We start from the raw sequence: 21,719 nt of genomic DNA, 5'->3' as shown, positions 1-21,719 counted from the left end.
CCTTCGAATCGCTGGACGTCCGGGCGATTGATCTCTCGATGGCGACGGCGTGGTCGCTCGAGAACGTCTTAGCGCGGCCGTCGCTGTCGGCGTGGATGAACGAACTCGGTCGAACCGGCGACGTCCAGGAGATCGAGGTCACGGCGGCGGATCTGGTCGGAAAGACGATCGCCGAACTCAACGCCGAGATTCCGGACGGCTGTATCGTCGGCTTGCTCACCCACGATGACGGGACGACGGAGGTTCCGACCGGGGACCACGAACTGCAGGACGGCGACCGGGTCACGTTCCTCGGACAGACGGATGCCGTCGACCGTGCTGTCAAGCGATTCCACCCGCACGACTAGTCGTCGGCCGTCTCGGTTTTCCCACCAGCATCTGCGTGATACAATCGTGACTCCGTCGTCTGTATCCATCGAACAGCAGCGTTCCGTCCGACGGGGGAGCCCACCGACGACTGTCGACCGTTTGTCGGCTGTCATACTACGTCTCCGGCCTGCCTTGCAGAGGGTAGTATTGCATGTTTACTACAAATCCAACAGCTGATCTATCGTGCTCGAGCGCCGGCCATACTCGCTATGTCCCGTCTCTCGTCCGTTCAGTCGCCGCCATCCGCACCGAAGTCGAGCCCATCGATCATCCACTCGAGTCGGCTAGTTCGGAAAGAGAGACGTTTCAGGCCCTGTGCCTGTGCACTGGCGCGCGCAACGCGTTCGGGACGCTGTCAGCTCCAGATCAGTATTTGTATAACGTACACAAATATTCTGGTGGGTTGGTGGTGAGATAGGCTGTAGTAATATTGTGCAATTTCCCCAAAAGCGTTATACGCGCTCTGCTGGTAGACAGTACTGAGTAGTAATCCATGATCCACACACAGCCGGAACAGAACGGAGGTCGAAACGCATGATCGACTTCGCAGCCCTCTCCCCAGCAGTCCAGGCAGGCGTGCTCGTCGGTGCCGTCCTCGTCGAGGCAGTCGTCCTCTACGTCGGCTACGGCGCACTCGAGCAGGTCGCAGCACCACCGGTCATCGAGACAATCAAGAACGCATAGATGGAGCTCTTTGGCATCGGACTCACGCTGATCATGCTGTTCGTCGGGTTCGGCTTCATGGTCGGCGTGTTGTTCGGCTTCTTCGGGATGGGTGGCTCGTTCCTCGTCACGCCCGCGTTACTCGTGATGGGGTATCCAGCGCGGGTCGCGGTCGGGAGCGGGATGGCGTTCGTCTTCGGGACGGCCGTCATCGCGACGCTAAAACACCACGATCTCGGGCAGGTTGACTACAAACTCGGCGGGTTGATGATCGTCGGGACCTCGGTCGGGATCGAGGTCGGGCGGATCGGGGTGTTCTACCTCGAGGAGCTCGGCCTCGCAAGCGGGGTCATCGGCGTGACCTACGTCCTCCTGCTGGGTGCGATCGGCCTGTTCGTCACCTATAACGCGCTCAACAGCGACGGTGAGGATGACAGCGGTGGTGGCCATCACGAGGCTGCAACCGAGGAGATCGACCCGGACGACATTCCGGACATCGCAAAGAAAATTCAGTCGTATCGCGTGCCGCCGATGATGACGATCGCCGGCGGCATTCAGGTCTCGCTGTGGATGATCCTCGGTGTTGCCTTCGCGACGGGGCTGTTGTCGGGCTTTCTCGGTGTCGGCGGCGGCTTCATCCGGATGCCCGCGATGTTCTACCTCATCGGGGTTCCCGTGCCCGTGGCGGTCGGGACTGACCTGTTCGAGATCGTGTTCTCGGGCGGGATCGGAGCGTTCCTCTACGGGATGGAAGGCGGCGTCGATCTCTCGATCGTTGCGCCGCTGCTCGCCGGCAGCGCCTTCGGGGCTCGCATCGGCTCGGCGGCGACCGGTATCGTCAACGAAGGCGATATCAAGATCTACTTCGGGCTGATGCTGCTGGGTGGCTCGATCGCGGTCGCGTTCCGTCAGGCCGGTGACTACCTCGGAATGGAGGTCCTGAGCACGGTCAGCTTTGCACTGATCATGCTCTCGGCGCTGCTGGTCAGCGGTGCCGTGATCTACAGCACGATCAAGGCGATGCGAGCGGAGTCGAAGACGGCAGCGACAGTCGCCGAGTAACGCCTGACGGCAGTCGATTCGCTCGGATTCTACCGCGGATCGCGATTGTACAATACTCACACAACCCTTATATCACCACGATCCCTATTTAGAGCCAGTAACATGCCAAATTCGATGACGGAACAACTCCAGCAAGACATGGCCTGCGAGGGACTGCTGGAGTGCATCCACGGTCTCAAGCAACTTGATAAAGAGTGCTACCAGGTGATGGTCGAGAGCGACGAGCCGCTGACGATCGACGAAGTCGCCGAACGGGTCGACCGCGAGCGCTCGACCGCCTACCGGTCGATCCAGCGCCTGTTGCAGAGTGGCTTCATTCAGAAAGAACAGATCAACTACGAGCAGGGCGGCTACTACCACGTCTACTCTCCGACCGACCCAACCCAGATCGCAAACGACATGCAGCGGATGTTAAACGACTGGTACGCGAAGATGGGCCAACTCATCCAGGAGTTCGAAGACAAGTACGAACACGTCGACGGCACAGCGCAAGCCGAAAGCTGACTGGCGACCCATTCTCCGTGGGCGCGCGCTCTCCGTCGTCTAATCGACACGCGAACCCGTTTGTTTTCGAGAGAGTCCCACCGACCAACGGGTGACACACGGAATTATCTCCGCTGGCGTGGGACGGGGTGAGTGGTGTCAAACCTATGCCAGTAGACAACCTCGCACGGAGTGACGTCATCACCGCAGCTACTGACGAATCGATACAGCACCTCGCGACGGCGATGGACGACGAGGACGTTGGCAGCATCGTCATCACTGACGGTGACGAGCCAGTCGGCATCGTAACCGACCGCGATCTAACGATTGAGGTGCTCGCAGCAGGGACGACGCCGGACGATCTCGTCGCCGAAGACGTGATGTCGACGGATCTGTGTACGATCGAACACGACAGCGGGTTCTACCGGGCTACCGAACTCATGAGCGAACACGGCGTCCGTCGCCTTCCGGTGACCGACGGCGACGGCGACCTGACTGGGATCATCACAATCGACGATCTGAACGAACTGCTCGCCGACGAACACCAACAGCTCGCAGACGTCGTTCAGGCCCAGCGGCCACCGTACTGACTGCGCCACGACCGCCTGTGGGCTGTGTCCTCCACTTCGAGTTCGCTCGCGGGTGTGTCTCTCCTTCACTCTGTAATATTGTGTAATCTCTACAAAATTCTTATCACGACGCGACCCGAATATCGATGTATAACGATGGCGAACTCGATGGCCACGCAACTCCAGGAAGAGATGGTGTGTGAGGGATTATTGGAGTGTCTCCACGGCCACACACAGCTTGATACGACCTGTTACCGGGTGCTGGTCGAAAGCGATGAGCCACTGACGATCGATGAGGTTGCCGAACTGGTCGACCGCGAACGCTCGACGGTCTACCGTTCGATCCAGCGACTGCTACAGAGTGGCTTCGTCCAGAAAGAACAGGTCAACTACGAGCAAGGCGGCTACTATCACGTCTACTTCTCGACACCGCCCGCGCAGATCGCACGCGACATGCAGCGAACCGTCAACGACTGGTACGCGAAGATGGACCGGCTCATCGGGGTCTTCGAGGAGAAGTACGACCACGCCAGCGACAGCACGGCAGCCATCGAGTAGGGATCGACGGCACGCTCGAGCGAAAACGGGTTCGCTCGAGCGTTACGAATTGATCACGCGAGGGTTCGAATCCAACTCGTCGTTTTGGGACGGCGGTCACGACCAGCGCTCGTCGTGAGCGCCGCCACAGCGCTTACCCGTTCACAACGGTCTCGAAGTCGTCGACGACGTCTTCGGGGTCGATGACCGCGCCGTTCGGGTACGCCCGCTCGACGATTCCCTGTTTGTTGACGAGCAAGATCAGGTTGTAATGGGGGAAGGCGTACTCGAGGCCGCTGTACTCCTCGGCATCGAGTTTCTCGAGTGGCAACCCGTACTGGTCGGTGACGATCTGTTTGGCGTCGTCGTACGTTTCGGGCCGGAGGAAATGCCAGTTTCCGGCCTCAAGATTGACGCCTTGCTGGTCGGCGTAGGTCTCGAGGACGTCCGGCGTGTCCCGCTCGGGATCGAACGTCATCGAAAGGAACGCCGACTCGTCGCCGTACCCGTCCTCGGCTGCGGCTGCCTGTGCGCGGCGCAAGCGCAGCGTCAGTGCCGGACACATGCCGTCCGGACAGTTCGTATAAATGAACGTCAGCAACATGGCTCGTTCGCCCTCGAACTGCGTCGTCGAAATCTCCTCGCCGAGCAGCGGGTCGGGAAGCGTGGTCTCGGGCACCGCATCGCCGTAGCTTGGATGTGACGCCTCACTGAGGTCCTGTTCCGGCGGCTCGAGGATCGTTTGGCTATCGTCCGTTTCCGAAAACGTCTCGAGACACCCGGCAGTGCCAACAGCTCCAGCGGCGGTCAGCGCCTGCAGATAGCGACGACGATTCATGTCTCGACGTTGCAGTCGAGCGTATAAATCGAGACCGCTTGGTTGCTGGGCTGGCAAACGCCATCGCGATGTGACCACCGTTGCGTTATCCGCAATCGATTTCAGCGGACGGAGACTGACGTACCAGCGTTCGTTCTCCCGGAACATACCATATAGTAGCCACTGAAAGTCAATGCACACCGCATCGCACGACGGCTGTGCGATGCGTGTGTCAATCGTTTCAGTTGTTACTATCGGTGAGGATGACCGACGGAACAGTTCCCGCTCNTATAGTAGCCACTGAAAGTCAATGCACACCGCATCGCACGACGGCTGTGCGATGCGTGTGTCAATCGTTTCAGTTGTTACTATCGGTGAGGATGACCGACGGAACAGTTCCCGCTCCTCCTCGAGTTCTACCGAACGCTTTGTTCCGCTATCACGAACTATTGTGTGCTTACTACACGGGAAGGGACGATCGGCGTTCACTTGTCCGATTGTGACGTGACGAGCGCCGAACCGTCCGGTGGCGAGCCTGATGACGAGGTGGCCATCGTGGTGACCGACGCCACCCGAAAGTGCCCAACGACGTCTTGTGACGCCGCTCCCCGCCGTGACTGATGGCTGTCGGAAATCATATCCGAGACGGTCGCGTTAGTCGACATGATGAGTACTGATTCCGCATCTCGAGGGTCGCTGTTGGGGCTTGCAGGGCTGGCGAGCCTGTGTTGTGTCGCGCCGGGTGCGATGGCCGTCACGGGCGGTGTCACCGCCGGTGGACTAGGTGCTGGGCTCGGCCAAATGCTGGTAACCGTCGTGACGCTCGCAGCTATTGGCGTCGTCGCTCGCCGCCGGACCGATTGTTCGGCCTGCGAGACGCCGTGTGAGCGCTGATCGTCAGCATCGCGAGGCAGCTACTTGGTTAACGAGACGAGCACGAGAACCAGTCCACTCGAGACGATCGCCGCCTGAATCAGTCCGGCCGACAGGATCGAGGTCCCGAACACCACATAAATAAGTCCCTCACAGATCGCGCCGGCCCCGATGAACACGAATCCGATAGCGACGTACAACATCGGTTTCTGCCCCTGCCGCCGGTAGCCATGGTAGGCCAGATACGCGACCGCGAGGCTCAATGTGAGCGTGATCAGCTTGGCGATCACGAACGGCACTTCGATCATTTGTCTCCTCGCAGCCCGTCCCACAGCGCCGTAAAGTTGTCCGCGAGTTCGTCGCGCGTTTCCATCGTCAGCGAGAGTTCACCACCCGAGAGGTTGACATGGAGTTCCTCGAGTACCGTTTCGAACTCGCTTCTGTGCGTGCCGTCAGGTCCGACTGACGTTCGTTCCTCGAGCAGGTCGTGTTCTTGGAGCATCGAGCAGCGACGGTACACCGTCGCGAGCGAGGCGTCACAGGCTTCGCTGAGCGCCTTTGCCGTCATCGGCCCCTGATCCGCGGCGACGAGGATCCGCCGCGCGTAGTCGTCGGCTAGGACCTGAAAGATCGCTGCCGAGTTCGTCTGTCCCTCGTGTTGCACGGCGAGTCGATTACCGCCGTCGAACAAATAGGCCACGATTTGCCGGTTCAGCAAAACGCCACGAGTGTTTTGTGTCGCCTTCGGTTCCGTCTAACGTGCGAACTATCACGGACTCATGACGACGTATCTACTCGCGTTCAAGCCCGCAATCGGACTGTACGGACAGCACGATCCAAGCGCCGTCCTCTTCGAAGACGGGACACCCGTCTTCGCCGTCGAGGAAGAGCGATACACGCGGGACAAACACGCCCCGGAGACGTTCCCCGAACACGCCATTCAGGCCTGTCTCGACCATCGGGATCTGGATCTCACTGATCTCGATCGTATTCTGCTTCCCTACGAACCTCAGCGTCGCAGTGAGATCGCGACACACTACCTGACCGATGCGATTCGAGCGCCCGGTCTCAGCCGAAAGCTCTCGGCGCTCGAGCAGACGCTCACCACGCAGCTCCGCAGCCGGTTCGTCCCGACCCAACAGATCGAAAACCGCCTCGAATCGTTCGGCACGCCGCTGCCACCGGTCGAGACGATCCCCCACCATCGCTGTCACGCGGCGAGCGCCTTTCATCCGTCCGGATTCGACGAGGGGGTCGTCCTGACGGTGGACGCCAAAGGCGAGTCCGACTCGACGGTGATCTGGTACGCCGACGGCGAGCGCCTCGAGCGCGTCTACACGTACGAGCACCCGAACAGCCTCGGGCTCTTTTTCGCCATCATCACGGAGTACCTCGGCTATCACATGTTCAACGGCGAGGGCAAGGTGATGGGACTTGCACCCTACGGCGAGGAAAACCTCGAGATCGAACGCACGCTGCGGGACCTGATCGACACGGGTGCCGACTACGACGTGACCGCACTGACAAAGCGGTGGGGCACTGGCCACGGCGTCGAAACGCTCGAGGACGCCTTCGGTCGCGGGCGAACGGAGACGCCCGGCGAGTTCGATCAGTGGGAGAAAGACCTCGCCTACACGGCTCAGAAACTGCTCGAGGAGACGGTCGTCGACATCGCTGAGACGGCCGTCGACCAGCTCGGCACCGGCAACGTCGCGCTCGCAGGCGGGGTTGCGCTCAACTGTAAGTTGAACAAGTGCGTTCGCGAATCGCCGGCCGTCGACGACACCTTCGTCCAGCCAGTCGCCCACGACGCCGGCCTCGCACTCGGTGCGGGCTGGTCACAACAACGGCCGTCGGACGTCGACCGTCAGACCACAGCCTACTTGGGTCCCGAGTACGAGACCGACGAGATTCGGTCGACTCTCGAGACGAACAAGATTCCGTACGCGGAACCCGACGACCTCAAGCGGTACGTCGCCCAACGACTCGCCGACGGCGACCTTGTCGGCTGGTTCCAGGGCCGCATGGAACTCGGTCCGCGCGCGCTCGGGGCCAGAAGTATCCTCGCGGACCCGCGGTCGATCGAGTCGCGGGATCGGGTCAACCGGTTCGTCAAACACCGCGAGGAGTGGCGACCGTTCGCCCCATCGATGCTCGAGGAGGCCGCCGCGGAGTACCTCGTCGACGGTCAGCCCGCCCCGTTCATGATCGACGCCTACGATGTCAGCCCCGAGAAGCAAGACGATCTCGGGGCCGTCCTACATCCAGCCGACGATTCGACGCGTCCCCAGACCGTCCGCGAGGACCAGCACCCGCGCTATCACCGACTCATTTCGGAGTTCGCCGACATCACCGGCGTGCCGGTCGTCCTCAACACCTCGTTCAACGACCACGCCGAACCGATCGTCCGGACGCCGACACAGGCGATCAAGGACTTCTACGGAATGGGCCTCGACGTGCTCGTACTCGAGGATTTCGTCGTGGAAAAAGACGTCTCGACCGAAAACCGACCTGACGAACGGCTCGCGGTCACGAGTTGATTCCGACTCGAGCAACCACACGCTCGTTTCGGGCGTTTGACGAGCGCCCGAACCGAACGCGACTCGAGCTTCACTGGTCGAGCGATCGGTGCTGACTCGAGTCAGCACCACAGTCGATATTGAGTTCTGTGTGCACTACTGCCGCCTTCGTTCGACAAAACCCCGTTACGCTGCGTGCGTCTCGAGCAGGTCGACGACCGTCTCCGCACTCTGGAAGCCGTCGTCGAGACGCGCGACCTCCTCGCCGTCTTTCAAGACGACGAGCGTCGGGACACTGCGGATCTGGTACTCGTCGGCAACGTCCGGAACGAGGCCGGCGTTTACCGTTGCGACGGCCCCCGGCGCGCTGCGAGCGACCGCGCCGAGTACCGGCTCCATCGACGCACAGATGCCACAGCCGGACGTGATGAACTCGAGTAACACGAGGTCGTGGTCTGCGAGCAACGCGTCGTACTCGGCCGCGCTGTCCAGTTGGACGGGTTTCTGCGGGCCGCTGCCGTCGCCGACCGTCTCCGAGGGCGCTGTGTCAGTCATTACTGGGACAACGGGCTGCCAGTATTTGAGTGTTTTGCACAAACAACACAATATTGGATGGTCGGCCCGTGTTCACTGCCGACGGTACACACTGCGCGCACCGCTCTCGAGTGGGGGTGCCTGAGAGGACTGTCGTCGCCTCCGGCGACTCCAAGACCCGACCTTCGGCGGTGGCTCTCGGTTCTTCGGCGGGGAAGTATGCACGCCGACGATAATCTATGACCACCGTTATTTCTCTCCGGTCGGTGAAGATGCCCCGGAGACGATGCCTGACCACACCGACGACGAGTCCACACAGGCTGAACCGGGGCACGAGATTGGCACCGACATCTCGGAGTTGAATGCGGTTCTCGGCCACGCGTATCGCGGCGAACTCGACCGGGAGACGACCTGGCGGTCACGGCTCGACCAAACGACGACGTGGAGTGTGACGATTATGGCCGCTATTCTCACGTGGGCGTTCTCGAGTCCCGACAACCCCCACTACATCATCCTCGTTGGGGTGCTGGCTGTCGGGATGTTCCTCCTGATCGAGGCGCGGCGATATCGCGACTACGATGTCTATCGCGCTCGCGTCCGACTGTTTCGAGCAGGACTTCCTCGCACCCACGCTGGACCCGTCACGGTCCGTCGAACACGGGAACTGGCGGACGGAACTCGGTGACGACTACCAGCGACCGACGCTCAAGATCACGATACTCGAGGCGATCTCGAACCGGCTGCGACGCATCTACTTTGCCCTGTTGACCGTGCTCTGTCTCGCGTGGCTCTTTCGTGTCACCGCCTTTGCGCCGGGTGAGGGACTTCCCGATGCTGCGGCCATCGCGTCCGTTCCTGGCGCTGTCGTCACCGGACTCGTCGGAATGTTCTACGTCAGCATGCTCGTGCTTGCGTTCTGGCCACGCGAGCGCGAGGCGAAAGAGGAGTTTCGCGAGACCGAGGCTGGCGACTGGAAGGAGTCCGAGTGAGACGGACTACTGGACGTCATTTCCGGCACACCTGCAACCCGTCCTGCGGATGCACCGACAAACTGGGGCACAGACCGTCTGAGCGCCCGCGATCACGTGGCACAGGTCGGACACGTGCGTTTGTGGCGCGTGTAGATCAACCCTGCCAGCAGCGCGACAGAGATGACGCCGAGCAGCGGCCGAAGCGGATCGAAGTACGTCATCAGCGCGGACGAACTGAACAGCGCGAGCAGGAAGGCGTTACAGATCGGACAGCCGACGGCCAGAAAGCCACCAGCCAGTCCGCCAAGTGCCCAGCGATCCTCGGAGCCCGTGCCCGCGTCGTCGTCCTCGAGTTCGGATTCGACGACATCAGTCGACAACCGCTGTGCGGTGTAGACACCTGCCAGCAGCGCGGTCAGAGTCAGAAACAAGTAATCAGTCGGCGTTCGGGGAACCATCCGGACGTACAACGGGTTCGGGATGAGTCCGGTGACGAGACCGAACAGCGAGAAGACGCTGACGGCGGCGGCCGCTCCCCACAGGATCGCTCGTGGATTTGAACGGATCGCTTCGAGCGTCCGTCGGGCCGTCATCGCGACACCTCCGTCGGAATCGCACACTGTTCGGGATGGCCAGCCCGCCCGAGGAAAAACACCAGAAGCGCGAGGCCACCGACGCGAAGCAACGCGCCGTCGTACGGTAGCAGTGCCAGTCCGCCCGCAAAGCCGAGAAAACCGAGCAGTCCAGCGCCACAGCTGGCACAGCCCGATGCGAGAAGGCCGGGGAGCACACCGGACAGGTCGGTGAGACTCGAGAGGCCGACGATACGAAGCTGTGCAGCGGCGTTGACGATGGCGACGCCCGAGAGCAGCGCGTAGAGGACGATCGTTCCCAGTCCGGTCCAGCCGTCGGTGCGGTACACCGTCTCCGTCAACGAGACGAGGACGTACTCGAACCAGTGGAGGCCGTCGCCGAGCATCTGGAGCGAAAACTCCGGCATCGTACTCAAGATCAAGAGGACGTACGTCACGAACGTGACGACGAGGAGTCCGATCGTTCCTCGCCACGTCTCGAACGGGTACCAGACCGCCGCGGAGAGGTTCATCAGGTGTTCCCGAATCGAGTTCCGCGAGAGCATCTACGTGAACCGATGCAGGGGGAACTGAAATGCGCGGCTCTGTTTTGCTGACTCAGCAAATCGACGAGTCCGTTACAGTCACGTCCCGTGAACGATTGCACACTACCAGATGTCGCTCGATCAGCCATCCCGTCGCGCCTTCCTCGCCGGGTCAGTCGTGACACTCGGCGCTGGCGGCGCGTACTATCTTACACGCTCCGACGAGGACACCGCCCACGCCCAGTCGGCGACGTTCCATTCGAGCGACGAGACGTCCCCGCTGGATGTCGACCTCGCCGGAAAGCCGATTATGGGCTCGCCCGACGCGCCGCTCGAGATCTACTACTGGACCGACTTTCAGTGTCCGTTCTGCGACCAGTTCGAACGGGAGACGCTCCCCGGCCTCGTCTCGGACTACGTCGAACCGGGGCAGGTTCGAATCATTTTCATTCCGCTGGCGTACTTCGGCGCGGACTCGATGACCGCCGCAGTTGCTAGCAAGTGCGTCTGGGATCAGGTCCGCGAGGACGAGCCAACGGCGTACTGGAACTGGCATACGGCGGTGTTCGACGAACAGGGCGAGAAGAACGCAGGCTGGGCCGCCGCTGACACTCTCATCGAGTACACCCGTTCGGTCTCCGGTGTCGATGCCGAGGCTCTCGAGTCCTGTCTCGAGGACCGTCGATCGGAACTCGAAGCCGAGGTCGAAACCGACGGAGAACGGGCACAGTCGCTCCGCGTGTCGGGGACACCGACGTTTATTGTCTTCAACCCAGCTGCCGAAACAGCTGGGCGACTCGTCGGTGCACAGCCGAACGAGCGATTTGACGATGCAATCGAGCGGATCGAAAACGTGTAGCGTTGGGGACCAGTTACTGTTCTCCGCGTAGAACGATCGCTCGAGACGATGGTCAAGCAAATCTCGCTTTCGTTTTCCAGCGCCGGGACGACCTGTCGTGGGGAGCTGTTCCTACCGACTGCCGTCGACGAGCCACCGGTGGTTGTGATGGCACACGGCTTCGGTGGCGAGCGAACGTGGCGACTTCCCGCGTTTGCGAGACGGTTCGCCGACCACGGGCTCGCCGCGCTCGTCTTCGACTACCGCACGTTCGGGGACAGCGACGGAACGCCACGAAACCAGATTCGTCCGCGATGGCAACTCGAGGACTGGCGTGCGGCGCTCGCCCATGCCCGGTCGCGCGATGATATCGACGGCGATCGACTCGCCCTCTGGGGAACGTCGTTCAGCGGGGGCCACGTCATCACAACCGCGGCTCGAGACCCCGACGTGTCCGCGGTCGTTTCGCAGGTGCCGTTCACCGACGGCCTCGCGACGGCAGCCACGCTAATTCGGCGTGGCGGGGTATCGTACGTCCGCGGGGCGGTTGCCGGCTCACTCACGGATCTCACACGGGCGGCAACCGGGCGTGACCCACATTACGTCCCACTCGTCGGCGATCCCGACGAATTCGCTGTCCTGAACACACCCGACGCGAAGCCCGGGTTCGAGTCGATCGTGCCTGACGGCGCGACGGTTCGAAACGCGTGCCCCGGGCGTATCCTCGCAACTATCCCGTTGTACCGGCCAATTACGGCTGCCAGCGAAGTCTCCTGTCCGGTGTTCGTCACGGCGGCGACTCGAGAGACGATTATCCCGCCCTGGACCGTCGAGCGACTGGTCTCAAAGCTCGACGACGTCGAGCGAATCAGGCTGCCTGTCGGCCACTTCGATGTCTACCAGGGAGCCGTGTTCGAACACGTCGTCGACCGTCAGAGTGCGTTTCTCGAGCGACAGTTGCAGTAGGCGACTGTGACGATAGCTTGCAGCGGCATGCGCGAGGCTGATTGAGGGGCACGGCGACGTGGCTCTTGTAATGTCGTTACAACAACTTGCACATTCAGACGACCAGATGGACGAGTGTATCGACAACTGCCTCGAGGCCGCACAGGCCTGTGAGTGGTGTGCGGACGCCTGCGCAGACCACGGCGAGGAGATGGCCGAGTGTCTTCGACTCTGTCGCGACGTCGCTGATCTGACGACGCTCCACGCCCGGTTGATGGCCCGCGATTCGGACTATCACGGCGAACTGGCGAGCGTCTGCGCGGACGCATGCGAGGCATGTGCCGACGAATGCACGCAGTTCGACCACGAGCACTGTCAGGTGTGTGCCGATATTCTGCCGGAGTGTGCCGAGTCGTGTCGCAACATGGCGGCGTAGTGATCGTCTCGAGTTCACGTTCCGACTTCTCTGTGGGTGTGCCTCTCAGAAGACGACGACCTATACCGTCATATGGCGGGCAGCTTTATTATCGTCCTGTGCGTAGTATTGAGTGATATGAGCAAGACAGAAGGCGTAGACCCAACGATCGCTCCGGGCGAAGTCGCCGCCCGACGCGATGACGACGACCTGTTCGTCCTCGACGTTCGAAACGAGGACGACTACGACGAGTGGCACGTCGAGGGCAGTTACAACCTTCCGATCTACGATCAGTTGCTCGAGGGAGACGTCTCCGAACTCGAGGCTTCGCTCGAGGAGTTCCCCGACGACGAGGAGATCGCCATCGTCTGTGTCGCCGGTGTCACGTCCGCAACCGCGGCGGCCGTCCTCCGCGACCACGGCTACGACGCCCGGTCGATGGCCGACGGCATGAACGGCTGGGGACGGGTTCACGTCACGGACGACGTCGACAGCGTCGCAGGCGTCACACAGATCGTCCGCCCCGGTACCGGCTGTATTTCGTATCTCGTCGCCGACAGTGACGAGGCCGTCGTCGTTGATCCAAGTATGTACGTCGAGCAGTACCGACGCGTCGCCGACCAACAGGGCGTCGAACTCGTCGGTGTCGTCGACACGCACGCCCACGCGGACCACGTCAGCGGTGGCCGGCCATTGGCCGACGAACTCGACATTCCCTACTACCTGCATGACGCCGACGGCGGCGAACTCGAGGGATATACGTCGATCGAAGACGGCGACACCATCGCTGTCGGCGACCGCGACCTCGAGGTTCTCCACACGCCCGGCCACACGCCTGGCAGCGTCTCGCTGCGTGTTGGCGATGGGCTGCTCTCGGGCGATACGCTGTTCATCAGAAGCGTCGGTCGGCCCGACCTCGAGGGCACTGATGAGGCTGACGTCCGCGAAGGAGCGCGAGAACTCTTCGAAAGCCTCGACCGCCTTGCCGACCTGCCCGACGAGCTGGTCGTCCTGCCCGGCCACTTCAGCGACGAATCGATCCGGCCGCTCGCGACGACACTCGGCGACCTCGAGGCGACTAACGACCTGTTCGGCATGGACGACCGTGACGCGTTCGTCCAGACCATCGTCGACGGTCTCTCCGACGAACCGGCGAACTACAACCGGATCAAGGCGATCAACTGGGGCGAAGAGCCGCTGACCGACGACGCCGCAGAACTCGAACTCGGGCCGAACAACTGCGCGGCGAACTGAGACGGAGTGCGGCCGATCGTCGAATCGTGCTGTCCGACAGTCGCAGCCAGTCGCTGTTGCAAGGCGGGTAGCTATGCGTACCGATACGGGACTAGTGTTGTAGGTAGATCCCAAGTATGGAACAGATCACCGCCGACCGGCTCGCGGACAAACTCGACGCTGGTGAGTCGTTCACGGTCGTCGATACGCGATCCGAAGACAGCTACGAGCAGTGGCACATCCCCGGCGCAGAGAACGTCCCGTTCGATCCCGACGACGACTTCTCCGACGAGCAACTGGACCGCGTGGACACACTGGCCGACGGCCAGCCAGTCGTCGCCATCTGTGGCAAGGGACTCACGTCGACGTCGTTTGGCTTCGAACTCGAGCGACACGGCTACGACGATGTCTCGGTCGTCAAAGGCGGGATGGAAGACTGGAGCACGGTGTACGAGGCCGTTCCGATCAAAACCGAATCCGACGAGCTGTTTCTCGCACAACTCCAGCGGCGCGCGAAAGGCTGTCTGGGCTACGTCGTCGGCTCGAGGGCAGCCGAGAGCGCCGTCGTCGTCGACCCGACCCGCCAGACAGACCAGTTTACGCTCGTCGCCGGCGAAGCCGGGTTCACCATCGATCGGGTCCTCGATACGCACGTCCACGCCGACCACATCTCCGGCGGGCGAACGCTGGCGGAGACACTCGACGTGCCCTATCACCTCGGTAAGGAAGCCACTGATCGTGACGTCGCCTCCGAGTACGAGCCGCTCGCCGACGGCGAGACGATCGAGATCGGCGACGTCGAGATCGAAGCCCTGCACACACCGGGGCACACCTCCGAGATGGTGAACTACCTCGTCGACGGCGAGGCGCTGTTGACCGGTGATACGCTGTTCGTCGAGTCCGTCGGCCGGACGGAACTTCAGTTCGGCGACGAGGACGCCGCCACCGGTGCCGAACTGCTGTACGAGTCGCTTCACGAGACGATCCTCGAACTGCCCGACGACACTACCATCCTGCCGGGTCACGTCTCGGTCGCGGCGGATGGCCGATACGAGGTTGGGTCGCCGGGCGATCCGATCGCTGCTCGACTCGGCAACCTCCGCGACGACCTCGACTTACTCGGGCTCGAGAAAGACGAATTCGTCAGCCGGTTGACCGAGAACGCCCCCGAGAAGCCGCCGAACTACGAGCGCGTGATCGAACTGAATACGGGCCGAGATTCTCTCGACGACCCGGCGGAAGCGACGGAACTCGAGCTCGGGCCGAACAACTGCGCGGCCTGACGCCGCTCGAGTACTCGTGTTCGGTCCGTTCGCAGTCGCCTCGAGACGCGGCTTGCTCGAGGGCGAACAGTTACTCCGACTGCCGTGGTAGCTGGCTGCGTGCTCGAACGGATTGCTTACCCACATCGCCGGCGTTTCGCCCGCTCGATGCTGGACGCCGGCCACGCCTCAATTTCCGACCAATGACTCCACACGACGACGCCGGGATTCCCTCGCTTGCCGTCCTCGACGAGTTGGCCGACCGACTCCTCGAGCACGCCGCCGCGGAACTCGAGCCCGAGCGCACGACGCTCGAGGTGACGGGCTACGCCGACGGCGACTACCGGATCACGGCCTCCGAGACGCTCTCGATCGACACCGACCCCGACCGCGGCGAGGAGGTCAGAGAACGGGTAGCGATTCGATACAACAGAGCGACAGAGTGGATTCAGCTGCACCGCTACGACGAAACGGACGAGGGACGGACCACGAAGACGGTTCGCGACCTCGAGTCGTACCCCGATCCGGTCGCACTGGCGGACGCCGACCGCGAGTAAGAAGCCGGCGAGATGAGACCGTGACTCTCCGCGCTCGCTCGAGTCGCCGACTGACCGATCAGCGACATTGTGTGCCAGCCAGACTGACGTCAGCACCGCGACCGTCTTGCAGGCACATCGGGATCACGGCCCGTCTCACACGGTTTCGGTCAGGTCGTCGGGCGAGCGAACCTCGAGGGACGCGATCGCAGCGCCGACGGCGTCCCAGTCGGGTTCGGTGACGACCTGTCCACCGAAGAGGATCAGATAGGGTGGGTCCGCTGGAAGCGGCGGTGGCTCCTGTCTTTGCATGCCACTCCCCGGGCCGCCTCCGTGGCCGTTTTCTGGTCCACCACCTGGCATTCCGTCTCCGTGGCCGTTTTCTGGTCCACCACCTGGCATCCCGTCTCCATGGCCGTTTTCTGGTCCACCACCTGGCATCCCGTCTCCGCGGCCGTTTTCTGGTCCACCACCCGGCATCCCATCCTCGGGACCGTTGCCGTCCGGTATGTCGGTTCCGGGACCGTCTTCATCCGGCGTGTCGGGTGCCGACTCATCGACTGGTGCGCCGACCATCGCCAGAAACATCGTGTCGCCGCTGCCACACTGGTACCAGGTCTGGACTAGGAACACGAACCCGTTGGACTGGAACGCCCACTGGCCGCCGTCGGTACACTCGCTGCCGAAGTCGACGAACTCGTCGAGTACGGCTTCCTGATCGGTTCCCAAGTCCGTCGTCGCGATAATCTCGATGCCTGGGACGTCCCAAGAAGTGGCGTATCCCTCGAGGTCCGGCGCGGCTCTGAGTGCAGGCCCGATGTCGAGCGGCGTGCCGTCGACATCGCTCCAGGCGGACGGGACCGTACACTGGATCGTTCCGGAGTCGTCGGCGACCGACTGTTGTTGGTCATACGTCGGGTCGTCGGGGACGGTGTCGCCGTCCCACTCATCACTGTCGTCTCCCTCATCAGGTGTGCCGATCGGCCACTCCGGATCGTCCTGTGCGCTCGCTGCTGTCGCCGCCGAAAGCGCTCCGAGTCCCGCCAGCGTGGCCCCTCCCGTGAGAAGGAGAGAACGGCGATCGATCGTCGACCGTCGAACGGTGCTGTCGTCTCTCATGCGACCAGCCCTACGCCACTCGAGCGTAAGAAAGCCCATTCGAGGTCGACGCGAACGTACCGTCTCGACGACTTTCAGAGAATGGTGCGTGTCTCTGATCGGACCACAGCACGCGTTGCCGGCGGGCCAGCGGACTGGATTTGGCCCTCGAGTCGGCTACAGCAGTCGGGTTCGTGTTCTCGAGTCGGCGCTCGATTGCTCGGGTTTGTACGCCGAGCGAAACACTCACTCGTGTTAGTTTACCACACTATGTTCCCAAGCCGGTATTTCGGCACCTCAGAACGCTCTAAAAAGACGTTTTAGCGGCTCGAGCGACGGTCCAGAGCGAGTGTGATGTCGATTCGAGCGGTGATTTAGAACGCTGGTATTGTACAATACACACAAAACCTTTAAACACTCGCAGCTCGTAGGAGGGAGTGATGGCAACTGATGCACACAGCGGCTCACCCGGACAGTCCCCCGACGAACCCGTTCACATCGAGAGCAAAAGCCACCTCGATGAGGTCGTCGCGGACCACGACGTCGTTCTCGTAGACTTCTTTGCGACGTGGTGTGGGCCATGTCAGATGCTCGAGCCCGTCATGGAAGGGCTGGCGAGCGAGACCGACGCCGTCGTCGCGAAAGTCGACGTCGACGAACTCCAGCAGCTCGCCGGAGCCTACGGCGTCCGCGGCGTCCCAACGCTCGTGCTCTTCGCGGACGGCGAGCAGGTCGAACAGCACACCGGCGCGCTGCCGGCGGACCGACTGCGCGACATGATCGAGGGATACACTGAATGAACGAGGACACACCTGACGCGACCGTCCACGACGTCGTCATCGTTGGCTCCGGCGTTGCCGGCCTCTCGGCAGCGGTGTACGCCGCACGCGCCGATCTCGAGCCGGTCGTGCTCGAGGGCCCGGAGCCCGGCGGCCAGCTGACGCTGACGACCGACGTGGAGAACTTCCTCGGCTTCCCCGAGGGGATCGGCGGGATGGAGCTGATCCAGAACGGGAAAGCACAGGCCCAACGATTCGGTGCCGAGTTCGTCCACGGCACCGTCGAGGACGCGGCGCTCGAGGAGCGGCCGTTCGCCCTCGAGCTGTCGAACGGCGAGACGCTGCGCACGCAGGCGCTGATCGTCGCAACTGGCGCGAGCGCTCGCTGGGTCGGGGCCGAGAACGAAGACGAACTGATGGGCTACGGGCTCTCGACGTGTGCGACCTGTGACGGCGCGTTCCACCGCGGTGACGACGTGCTCGTGATCGGCGGCGGCGACAGCGCGATGGAGGAAGCGCTCTTCCTCGCGAAGTTCGCCGACAGCGTCACGATCGTCCACCGTCGCGACGAACTGCGCGCCTCCGACATCATGGCGCGTCGCGCCCGCGAGCACGACCAGATCGAGTTCCGCTGGAACACGGAACTGCTCGAGATCCACGGCTCTCAAGAGGAGGGTGTCACCGGCGCGACGCTCGTGAGCCATCCGGACGGCCTTCCGAAGGATCGGTTGGCGGATGGGGAAGATGTCGAGTACGAGGACGTCGACGTCGGCGGGATCTTCTACGGCGTCGGCCACGTCCCGAACACGGCGTTCTTAGAGGACACCGCCGTCGACCTCGACGACGAAGGCCACCTGCTGACCCTCGAGGGAATGACGACCGAGACCGCCGCCGAGGGCGTCTTCGGTGCGGGTGACGTGATGGACCCCGACTACCGGCAGGCGATCACGGCCGCCGGCACCGGAAGTATGGCCGCACTCGACGCGGAGTCGTGGCTCGAGGAACAGGCCCTCGAGTCCAACGCCGAGGCCGCTGTTGTCGCCGAGGCGGACGACTAATACGGGCTGCCCCGACCACGGGCAGCGTCGGTGACCGGCAGTCAGCGGGCCGTAACGACAGCAGCCGTCTCACTCGTTCGGCTCGAGCGCCGCTTCGCACCAGTCGTCGGTTCCGACAATCTCTCCGCACACCCGCTTTCGTCCCCGCACACTCGCGGAACGGTCGGGTTCACTGGGTTTCTTTTCGGCCACGTATCCTCTCGGGCTCGAGGCGAAAGTCGTGAAACGTGATTTCCGACCGTGGCCGGTCGAAGATCTCCACCGTCGGAATGTCGACCGCCCACATACCCTGAACCGCGACTGACTCGTGTGGCAAGTCGGTGAGTTCCTCGAGTGTGCCGGTTGCGACGATGCTGTGCCACCCATCGTCGTCGTCAGCGTAGGTGACGAACGACACCGGGTTCTCGATGACCGACGCTTTGGCGCTGCTTGGCGGGAACGAAAGCCGAAAGTAGAAGCACTCATCGTCGTCGTAGTAGCCGTACGAAACGGGGAACGACGCCGGTGGCTCGTCCTCGCCCCGCGTAAACGAGAGAACGCCAGTGCCACCGGTTCCCAAGAACTCGTTTCGTTCCTGTCCGGACAGCTGCACCCAACGAAGGCCTGTCATGCTCCGAGTCCACGACTCGAAGCAGCAAAAACCTCTGTTACAACGATTGTGAGTGTCTTCGCTGGCGAGGGAGCCGCCCGCTTTTCGATTGGAGTGGTCGCCGTGTCCGAACGAATGTTGTCCCGACACATGCTTATGGTACTCTATGACGTACTTGTGTGCGAGATCATGGTCGAACGAACGTCACTCGACGGAGCGGTCTCGATCGTCACCGGCGCAGGTGGAGACATCGGCACCGGAATCGCACTGGAACTCGCGGCCGCTGGCAGCGACATCGTCATCGCCGACGTGGACGTCCTCGAGACGGAGTACAATCAACAATCCACACAGGAAGTCAGCGGTGCGACACGGGCACAGGAGGTCGCCGATGACATCGAAGCGCACGGGCAACGAGCACACGTTATCGAGTGCGATGTGACCAAACCGAAGCAGGTCGATGCGATGGTCGAAGAGACCGTTTCGGAGTTCGGCACACTCGATCTGCTCGTGAACAACGCGGGTGTCATCACCGTTACCCCCGTCGAGGAGATGGCAGACGCCGAGTGGGATTCGATCATGGATGTGAACGCAAAGGGTGTGTTTCTCGCCTCGAGAGCCGCAATCCCTCACCTGCGGGAGGCCGAGGGGAGCATCATCAACACGGCTTCGATCGCTGGCGACATCGGGGCGGCCGGGCTCGGCCACTACTGTGCGTCGAAACACGCCGTGATCGGGCTCACGAAGTCGCTCTCGCTCGAGCTCGCACCGGACGTGACGGTCAACGCCATCTGTCCGGGCATCGTCCAGACGCCGATGTGGGAAGACGTACTGACGCCCGAACTCGACGAGCCCTACGAGGAAACGATCGAACGAGTCATTCCGATGGGCCGTGATCAGACGCCCGAAGACATGGGCCGAACTGCGGTCTTCCTCGCGGAGAACAGAAACATCACTGGTCAGGCAGTGACCGTCGATGGAGGGATCCTACAAAACGTCATCTAATACGGTCCGGATACCGTTCGCGGGCGGCGGGGTGGGTACACGGCGGGACACCAGTCCCTCTCAGGCGTCGTCAGGCCCGTCGCGCTCGTAGGTGTCTCGACCCAGCAGACGATTCAGTGGACACGTTTGTGCGCCTGCAGACGCCAACAGCACCGCCGCAATCAGTAGCGCCAGCGCTGCGATGAGACTCTGTCTGGACGGCCCGAGCGACGCCCCGAAGGCGACGGTCGCCATCGACGCACCGACGAAGACGAGTCCACCGAGCAGTCGTGCCGTTTTCTCCGTCTCGCCGACGTTTTTCTGCATGATTGACAGTCCGGAACCTCAGCCCAAATACGTGTCGTAATCGCGTCTCTGGCCGACGACGTCCTCGAGTCGGCCCTCGCTACCGAACGATCGTTACTGGAACCGCCGCCCGTCGAGTCACCGTTTCGGCGACGCTGCCGAGGAGGAGTCTCGAGACACCCGAACGGCCGTGGCTCCCCATCACGATCTGATCGACGTCGTGTTCGTCGGCGACTCGAAGGATCGTCTGAGACGGTCGGCCCGTTTCGACGACCGTCTCGAGCACTGTCGACGAGGCGTACTCCCCGTCCTCGAGGCGTTCTTTGGCTTGTTCACAGAGTGTCTCGCCGCGTTCGCGCGCCCGGTCGAACGCGGTACTGTCGTAGTAGCCGCCGTCGGACCCTGCATAGATGCCTTCGGCTGGATCGACGACGTGGACCACGGTGATCCGTTCGCCGTCGTAGTGCTCGAACACGTACGTGAGCGCATCCCACGCCGATTCGGAGCCATCGAGCGGAACCAAGATGTGTTTCGTCATACCCGAACGACGTGATACGATACCAAAATATTGTTCATCCACGGAGTATTGTCTCAGTGTCCCGTCGATCACGGGTGGCGGATCGGTGTGTGGCGGGCGCTGACACCAGCAGTCCGTCCGACTCGGTCTTCCACCTTGTCTCTCTGTGAATCCGTGGCTTCGGCTTTATCGGTGCTGGCGTGGAACGTCGTGTCGGTGGGTCGTCACTCGCCACCAGATACGCCATGCCACAGCACGTCCTCGTTCCCCTCGACGGATCAGACCGCAGCTTCGCCGGACTGGAGTACAGTCTCGCATCGTTTCCAGATGCCACGCTCACCGCACTGTTCGTCGTCGATCCCACACGGGACCACGATGCGACCGTCGGCACAGCCGACTCACCGCTCGAGCGTGCCGAAGACCGCGGCGAGCGAGTGCTCGACCGTGCAGTCGACCGCGCCGAGGAAGTCGGTCGTCCGTGTCGGACGTTGCTTCGAACCGGCACGCCACATACGGAAATTCTCGCGGCTGCAAGCGAATCCAACATCGACCACCTCGTTTTGGGAAGCCACGGCGAATCTCCAATCACACGGCCGTTTCTGGGCCACGTCAGCGACTGTCTCTTATACACATCTCTGAGCGGGCTGG

General features: G+C 62.4%; 28 protein-coding genes and 1 pseudogene. 19 read left to right on the top strand and 10 right to left on the bottom strand.

Annotation, left to right across the window (positions count from 1 at the left end; all coding sequences use genetic code 11):
• The 6 genes from C495_RS11995 to C495_RS11975 all read left to right on the top strand — a co-directional run.
• On the top strand, nt 1-347 hold a 347-nt coding region (locus C495_RS11995; protein WP_008163243.1), incomplete at its 5' end, for a TrkA C-terminal domain-containing protein.
• Nucleotides 348-903: 556 nt separating this feature from the next.
• Entirely contained in the window at nt 904-1,053 is a 150-nt protein-coding gene (locus C495_RS18120) for a DUF7512 family protein (protein ID WP_008163240.1), read from the top strand.
• Complete coding sequence (locus C495_RS11990) at nt 1,054-2,094, top strand: sulfite exporter TauE/SafE family protein (protein ID WP_008163239.1); 1,041 nt, start codon at nt 1,054-1,056, stop codon at nt 2,092-2,094.
• Nucleotides 2,095-2,196: 102 nt separating this feature from the next.
• On the top strand, nt 2,197-2,598 hold the full coding sequence (locus tag C495_RS11985; protein WP_008163238.1) for a helix-turn-helix domain-containing protein: 402 nt from the start codon (nt 2,197-2,199) through the stop codon (nt 2,596-2,598).
• A gap of 146 nt (nt 2,599-2,744) precedes the next feature.
• On the top strand, nt 2,745-3,167 hold the full coding sequence (locus tag C495_RS11980; RefSeq protein WP_008163236.1) for a CBS domain-containing protein: 423 nt from the start codon (nt 2,745-2,747) through the stop codon (nt 3,165-3,167).
• 135 nt (nt 3,168-3,302) lie between these two features.
• A complete protein-coding gene (locus C495_RS11975; protein WP_008163234.1) occupies nt 3,303-3,704 on the top strand; it encodes a helix-turn-helix domain-containing protein in 402 nt (133 codons plus the stop codon).
• A 133-nt stretch (nt 3,705-3,837) separates the two neighbouring features.
• On the opposite strand, the gene C495_RS11970 is transcribed toward C495_RS11975, so the two are convergent.
• Nucleotides 3,838-4,521, bottom strand: a complete 684-nt coding sequence (locus C495_RS11970) for an SCO family protein (RefSeq protein ID WP_008163233.1) — start codon at nt 4,519-4,521, stop codon at nt 3,838-3,840.
• A gap of 645 nt (nt 4,522-5,166) precedes the next feature.
• Between C495_RS11970 and C495_RS17300 the strand changes: the two genes are divergently transcribed.
• Nucleotides 5,167-5,394 (top strand): hypothetical protein, encoded by a 228-nt coding sequence (locus tag C495_RS17300; protein WP_083902480.1) that lies wholly within the window; start codon nt 5,167-5,169, stop codon nt 5,392-5,394.
• 20 nt (nt 5,395-5,414) lie between these two features.
• Here the strand turns inward: C495_RS17300 and C495_RS11965 are convergent, their stop codons facing one another.
• Together C495_RS11965 and C495_RS11960 are read right to left on the bottom strand one after the other, a co-directional pair.
• Nucleotides 5,415-5,681, bottom strand: a complete 267-nt coding sequence (locus C495_RS11965) for a DUF7521 family protein (protein WP_008163231.1) — start codon at nt 5,679-5,681, stop codon at nt 5,415-5,417.
• A complete protein-coding gene (locus C495_RS11960) occupies nt 5,678-6,037 on the bottom strand; it encodes a winged helix-turn-helix domain-containing protein (RefSeq protein ID WP_049890327.1) in 360 nt (119 codons plus the stop codon). Before C495_RS11960 ends, C495_RS11965 begins: the two co-directional genes overlap by 4 nt.
• A gap of 115 nt (nt 6,038-6,152) precedes the next feature.
• Between C495_RS11960 and C495_RS11955 the strand changes: the two genes are divergently transcribed.
• Nucleotides 6,153-7,913 carry a carbamoyltransferase family protein gene (locus C495_RS11955; protein WP_008163227.1) on the top strand — a complete coding sequence of 587 codons (1,761 nt, stop codon included), beginning with the start codon at nt 6,153-6,155 and terminating at the stop codon, nt 7,911-7,913.
• Between the two features lie 165 nt (nt 7,914-8,078).
• On the opposite strand, the gene C495_RS11950 is transcribed toward C495_RS11955, so the two are convergent.
• On the bottom strand, nt 8,079-8,447 hold the full coding sequence (locus tag C495_RS11950; RefSeq protein ID WP_008163225.1) for a thioredoxin family protein: 369 nt from the start codon (nt 8,445-8,447) through the stop codon (nt 8,079-8,081).
• Nucleotides 8,448-8,712: 265 nt separating this feature from the next.
• Here C495_RS11950 and C495_RS11945 point away from each other — a divergent pair.
• A pseudogene (locus tag C495_RS11945) lies at nt 8,713-9,415 on the top strand (DUF2270 domain-containing protein).
• A 92-nt stretch (nt 9,416-9,507) separates the two neighbouring features.
• Here the strand turns inward: C495_RS11945 and C495_RS11940 are convergent.
• On the bottom strand, nt 9,508-9,990 hold the full coding sequence (locus tag C495_RS11940; protein ID WP_008163223.1) for a hypothetical protein: 483 nt from the start codon (nt 9,988-9,990) through the stop codon (nt 9,508-9,510).
• A complete protein-coding gene (locus tag C495_RS11935) occupies nt 9,987-10,535 on the bottom strand; it encodes a hypothetical protein (protein ID WP_008163222.1) in 549 nt (182 codons plus the stop codon). The genes C495_RS11940 and C495_RS11935 overlap by 4 nt, the downstream gene beginning before the upstream one ends.
• Nucleotides 10,536-10,644: 109 nt before the next feature.
• Between C495_RS11935 and C495_RS11930 the strand changes: the two genes are divergently transcribed.
• The 6 genes from C495_RS11930 (at nt 10,645) to C495_RS11905 (ending at nt 15,764) form a co-directional block, all read left to right on the top strand.
• Complete coding sequence (locus C495_RS11930; protein WP_008163219.1) at nt 10,645-11,373, top strand: DsbA family protein; 729 nt, start codon at nt 10,645-10,647, stop codon at nt 11,371-11,373.
• A gap of 48 nt (nt 11,374-11,421) precedes the next feature.
• Nucleotides 11,422-12,318, top strand: a complete 897-nt coding sequence (locus tag C495_RS11925) for an alpha/beta hydrolase (RefSeq protein ID WP_008163217.1) — start codon at nt 11,422-11,424, stop codon at nt 12,316-12,318.
• A 70-nt stretch (nt 12,319-12,388) separates the two neighbouring features.
• The gene (locus C495_RS11920) at nt 12,389-12,733 is read left to right on the top strand and encodes a four-helix bundle copper-binding protein (RefSeq protein ID WP_049890325.1); all 345 of its coding nucleotides are present in this window, start codon (nt 12,389-12,391) and stop codon (nt 12,731-12,733) included.
• Nucleotides 12,734-12,850: 117 nt separating this feature from the next.
• The gene (locus C495_RS11915; RefSeq protein ID WP_008163213.1) at nt 12,851-13,966 is read left to right on the top strand and encodes an MBL fold metallo-hydrolase; all 1,116 of its coding nucleotides are present in this window, start codon (nt 12,851-12,853) and stop codon (nt 13,964-13,966) included.
• 116 nt (nt 13,967-14,082) lie between these two features.
• On the top strand, nt 14,083-15,228 hold the full coding sequence (locus C495_RS11910; RefSeq protein WP_008163211.1) for an MBL fold metallo-hydrolase: 1,146 nt from the start codon (nt 14,083-14,085) through the stop codon (nt 15,226-15,228).
• A gap of 182 nt (nt 15,229-15,410) precedes the next feature.
• Nucleotides 15,411-15,764, top strand: coding sequence for a hypothetical protein (locus C495_RS11905; protein ID WP_008163209.1), 354 nt, complete (start codon nt 15,411-15,413; stop codon nt 15,762-15,764).
• A gap of 135 nt (nt 15,765-15,899) precedes the next feature.
• Here the strand turns inward: C495_RS11905 and C495_RS17955 are convergent, their stop codons facing one another.
• Nucleotides 15,900-16,862: a hypothetical protein gene (locus tag C495_RS17955; protein ID WP_008163207.1), complete on the bottom strand. Its 963-nt coding sequence runs from the start codon at nt 16,860-16,862 to the stop codon at nt 15,900-15,902.
• 419 nt (nt 16,863-17,281) lie between these two features.
• On the opposite strand from C495_RS17955, the gene trxA reads away from it, so the two are divergent.
• Both trxA and C495_RS11890 read left to right on the top strand, forming a co-directional pair.
• Nucleotides 17,282-17,641, top strand: coding sequence for a thioredoxin (trxA, locus tag C495_RS11895; RefSeq protein ID WP_008163205.1), 360 nt, complete (start codon nt 17,282-17,284; stop codon nt 17,639-17,641).
• Nucleotides 17,638-18,678: an NAD(P)/FAD-dependent oxidoreductase gene (locus C495_RS11890; protein ID WP_008163203.1), complete on the top strand. Its 1,041-nt coding sequence runs from the start codon at nt 17,638-17,640 to the stop codon at nt 18,676-18,678. Before trxA ends, C495_RS11890 begins: the two co-directional genes overlap by 4 nt.
• A 169-nt stretch (nt 18,679-18,847) precedes the next feature.
• Here C495_RS11890 and C495_RS11885 read toward each other — a convergent pair whose 3' ends face one another.
• Nucleotides 18,848-19,288, bottom strand: a complete 441-nt coding sequence (locus tag C495_RS11885; protein WP_049890324.1) for a pyridoxamine 5'-phosphate oxidase family protein — start codon at nt 19,286-19,288, stop codon at nt 18,848-18,850.
• 168 nt (nt 19,289-19,456) lie between these two features.
• Here C495_RS11885 and C495_RS11880 point away from each other — a divergent pair, with 168 nt between their 5' ends.
• Nucleotides 19,457-20,269 carry an SDR family NAD(P)-dependent oxidoreductase gene (locus C495_RS11880; RefSeq protein ID WP_049890326.1) on the top strand — a complete coding sequence of 271 codons (813 nt, stop codon included), beginning with the start codon at nt 19,457-19,459 and terminating at the stop codon, nt 20,267-20,269.
• A gap of 60 nt (nt 20,270-20,329) precedes the next feature.
• On the opposite strand, the gene C495_RS11875 is transcribed toward C495_RS11880, so the two are convergent.
• Both C495_RS11875 and C495_RS11870 read right to left on the bottom strand, forming a co-directional pair.
• Nucleotides 20,330-20,575 (bottom strand): YgaP-like transmembrane domain, encoded by a 246-nt coding sequence (locus C495_RS11875; RefSeq protein WP_008163200.1) that lies wholly within the window; start codon nt 20,573-20,575, stop codon nt 20,330-20,332.
• A 79-nt stretch (nt 20,576-20,654) separates the two neighbouring features.
• Nucleotides 20,655-21,092 (bottom strand): universal stress protein, encoded by a 438-nt coding sequence (locus C495_RS11870; RefSeq protein ID WP_008163199.1) that lies wholly within the window; start codon nt 21,090-21,092, stop codon nt 20,655-20,657.
• A gap of 224 nt (nt 21,093-21,316) precedes the next feature.
• Here C495_RS11870 and C495_RS11865 point away from each other — a divergent pair.
• A partial coding sequence (locus tag C495_RS11865; RefSeq protein ID WP_008163198.1) for a universal stress protein occupies nt 21,317-21,719 on the top strand: 403 nt, incomplete at its 3' end.

The organism is Natronorubrum sulfidifaciens JCM 14089 (assembly GCF_000337735.1).
Lineage (GTDB): Archaea > Halobacteriota > Halobacteria > Halobacteriales > Natrialbaceae > Natronorubrum > Natronorubrum sulfidifaciens.
This window is presented reverse-complemented; position numbering and strand designations above follow the sequence as displayed.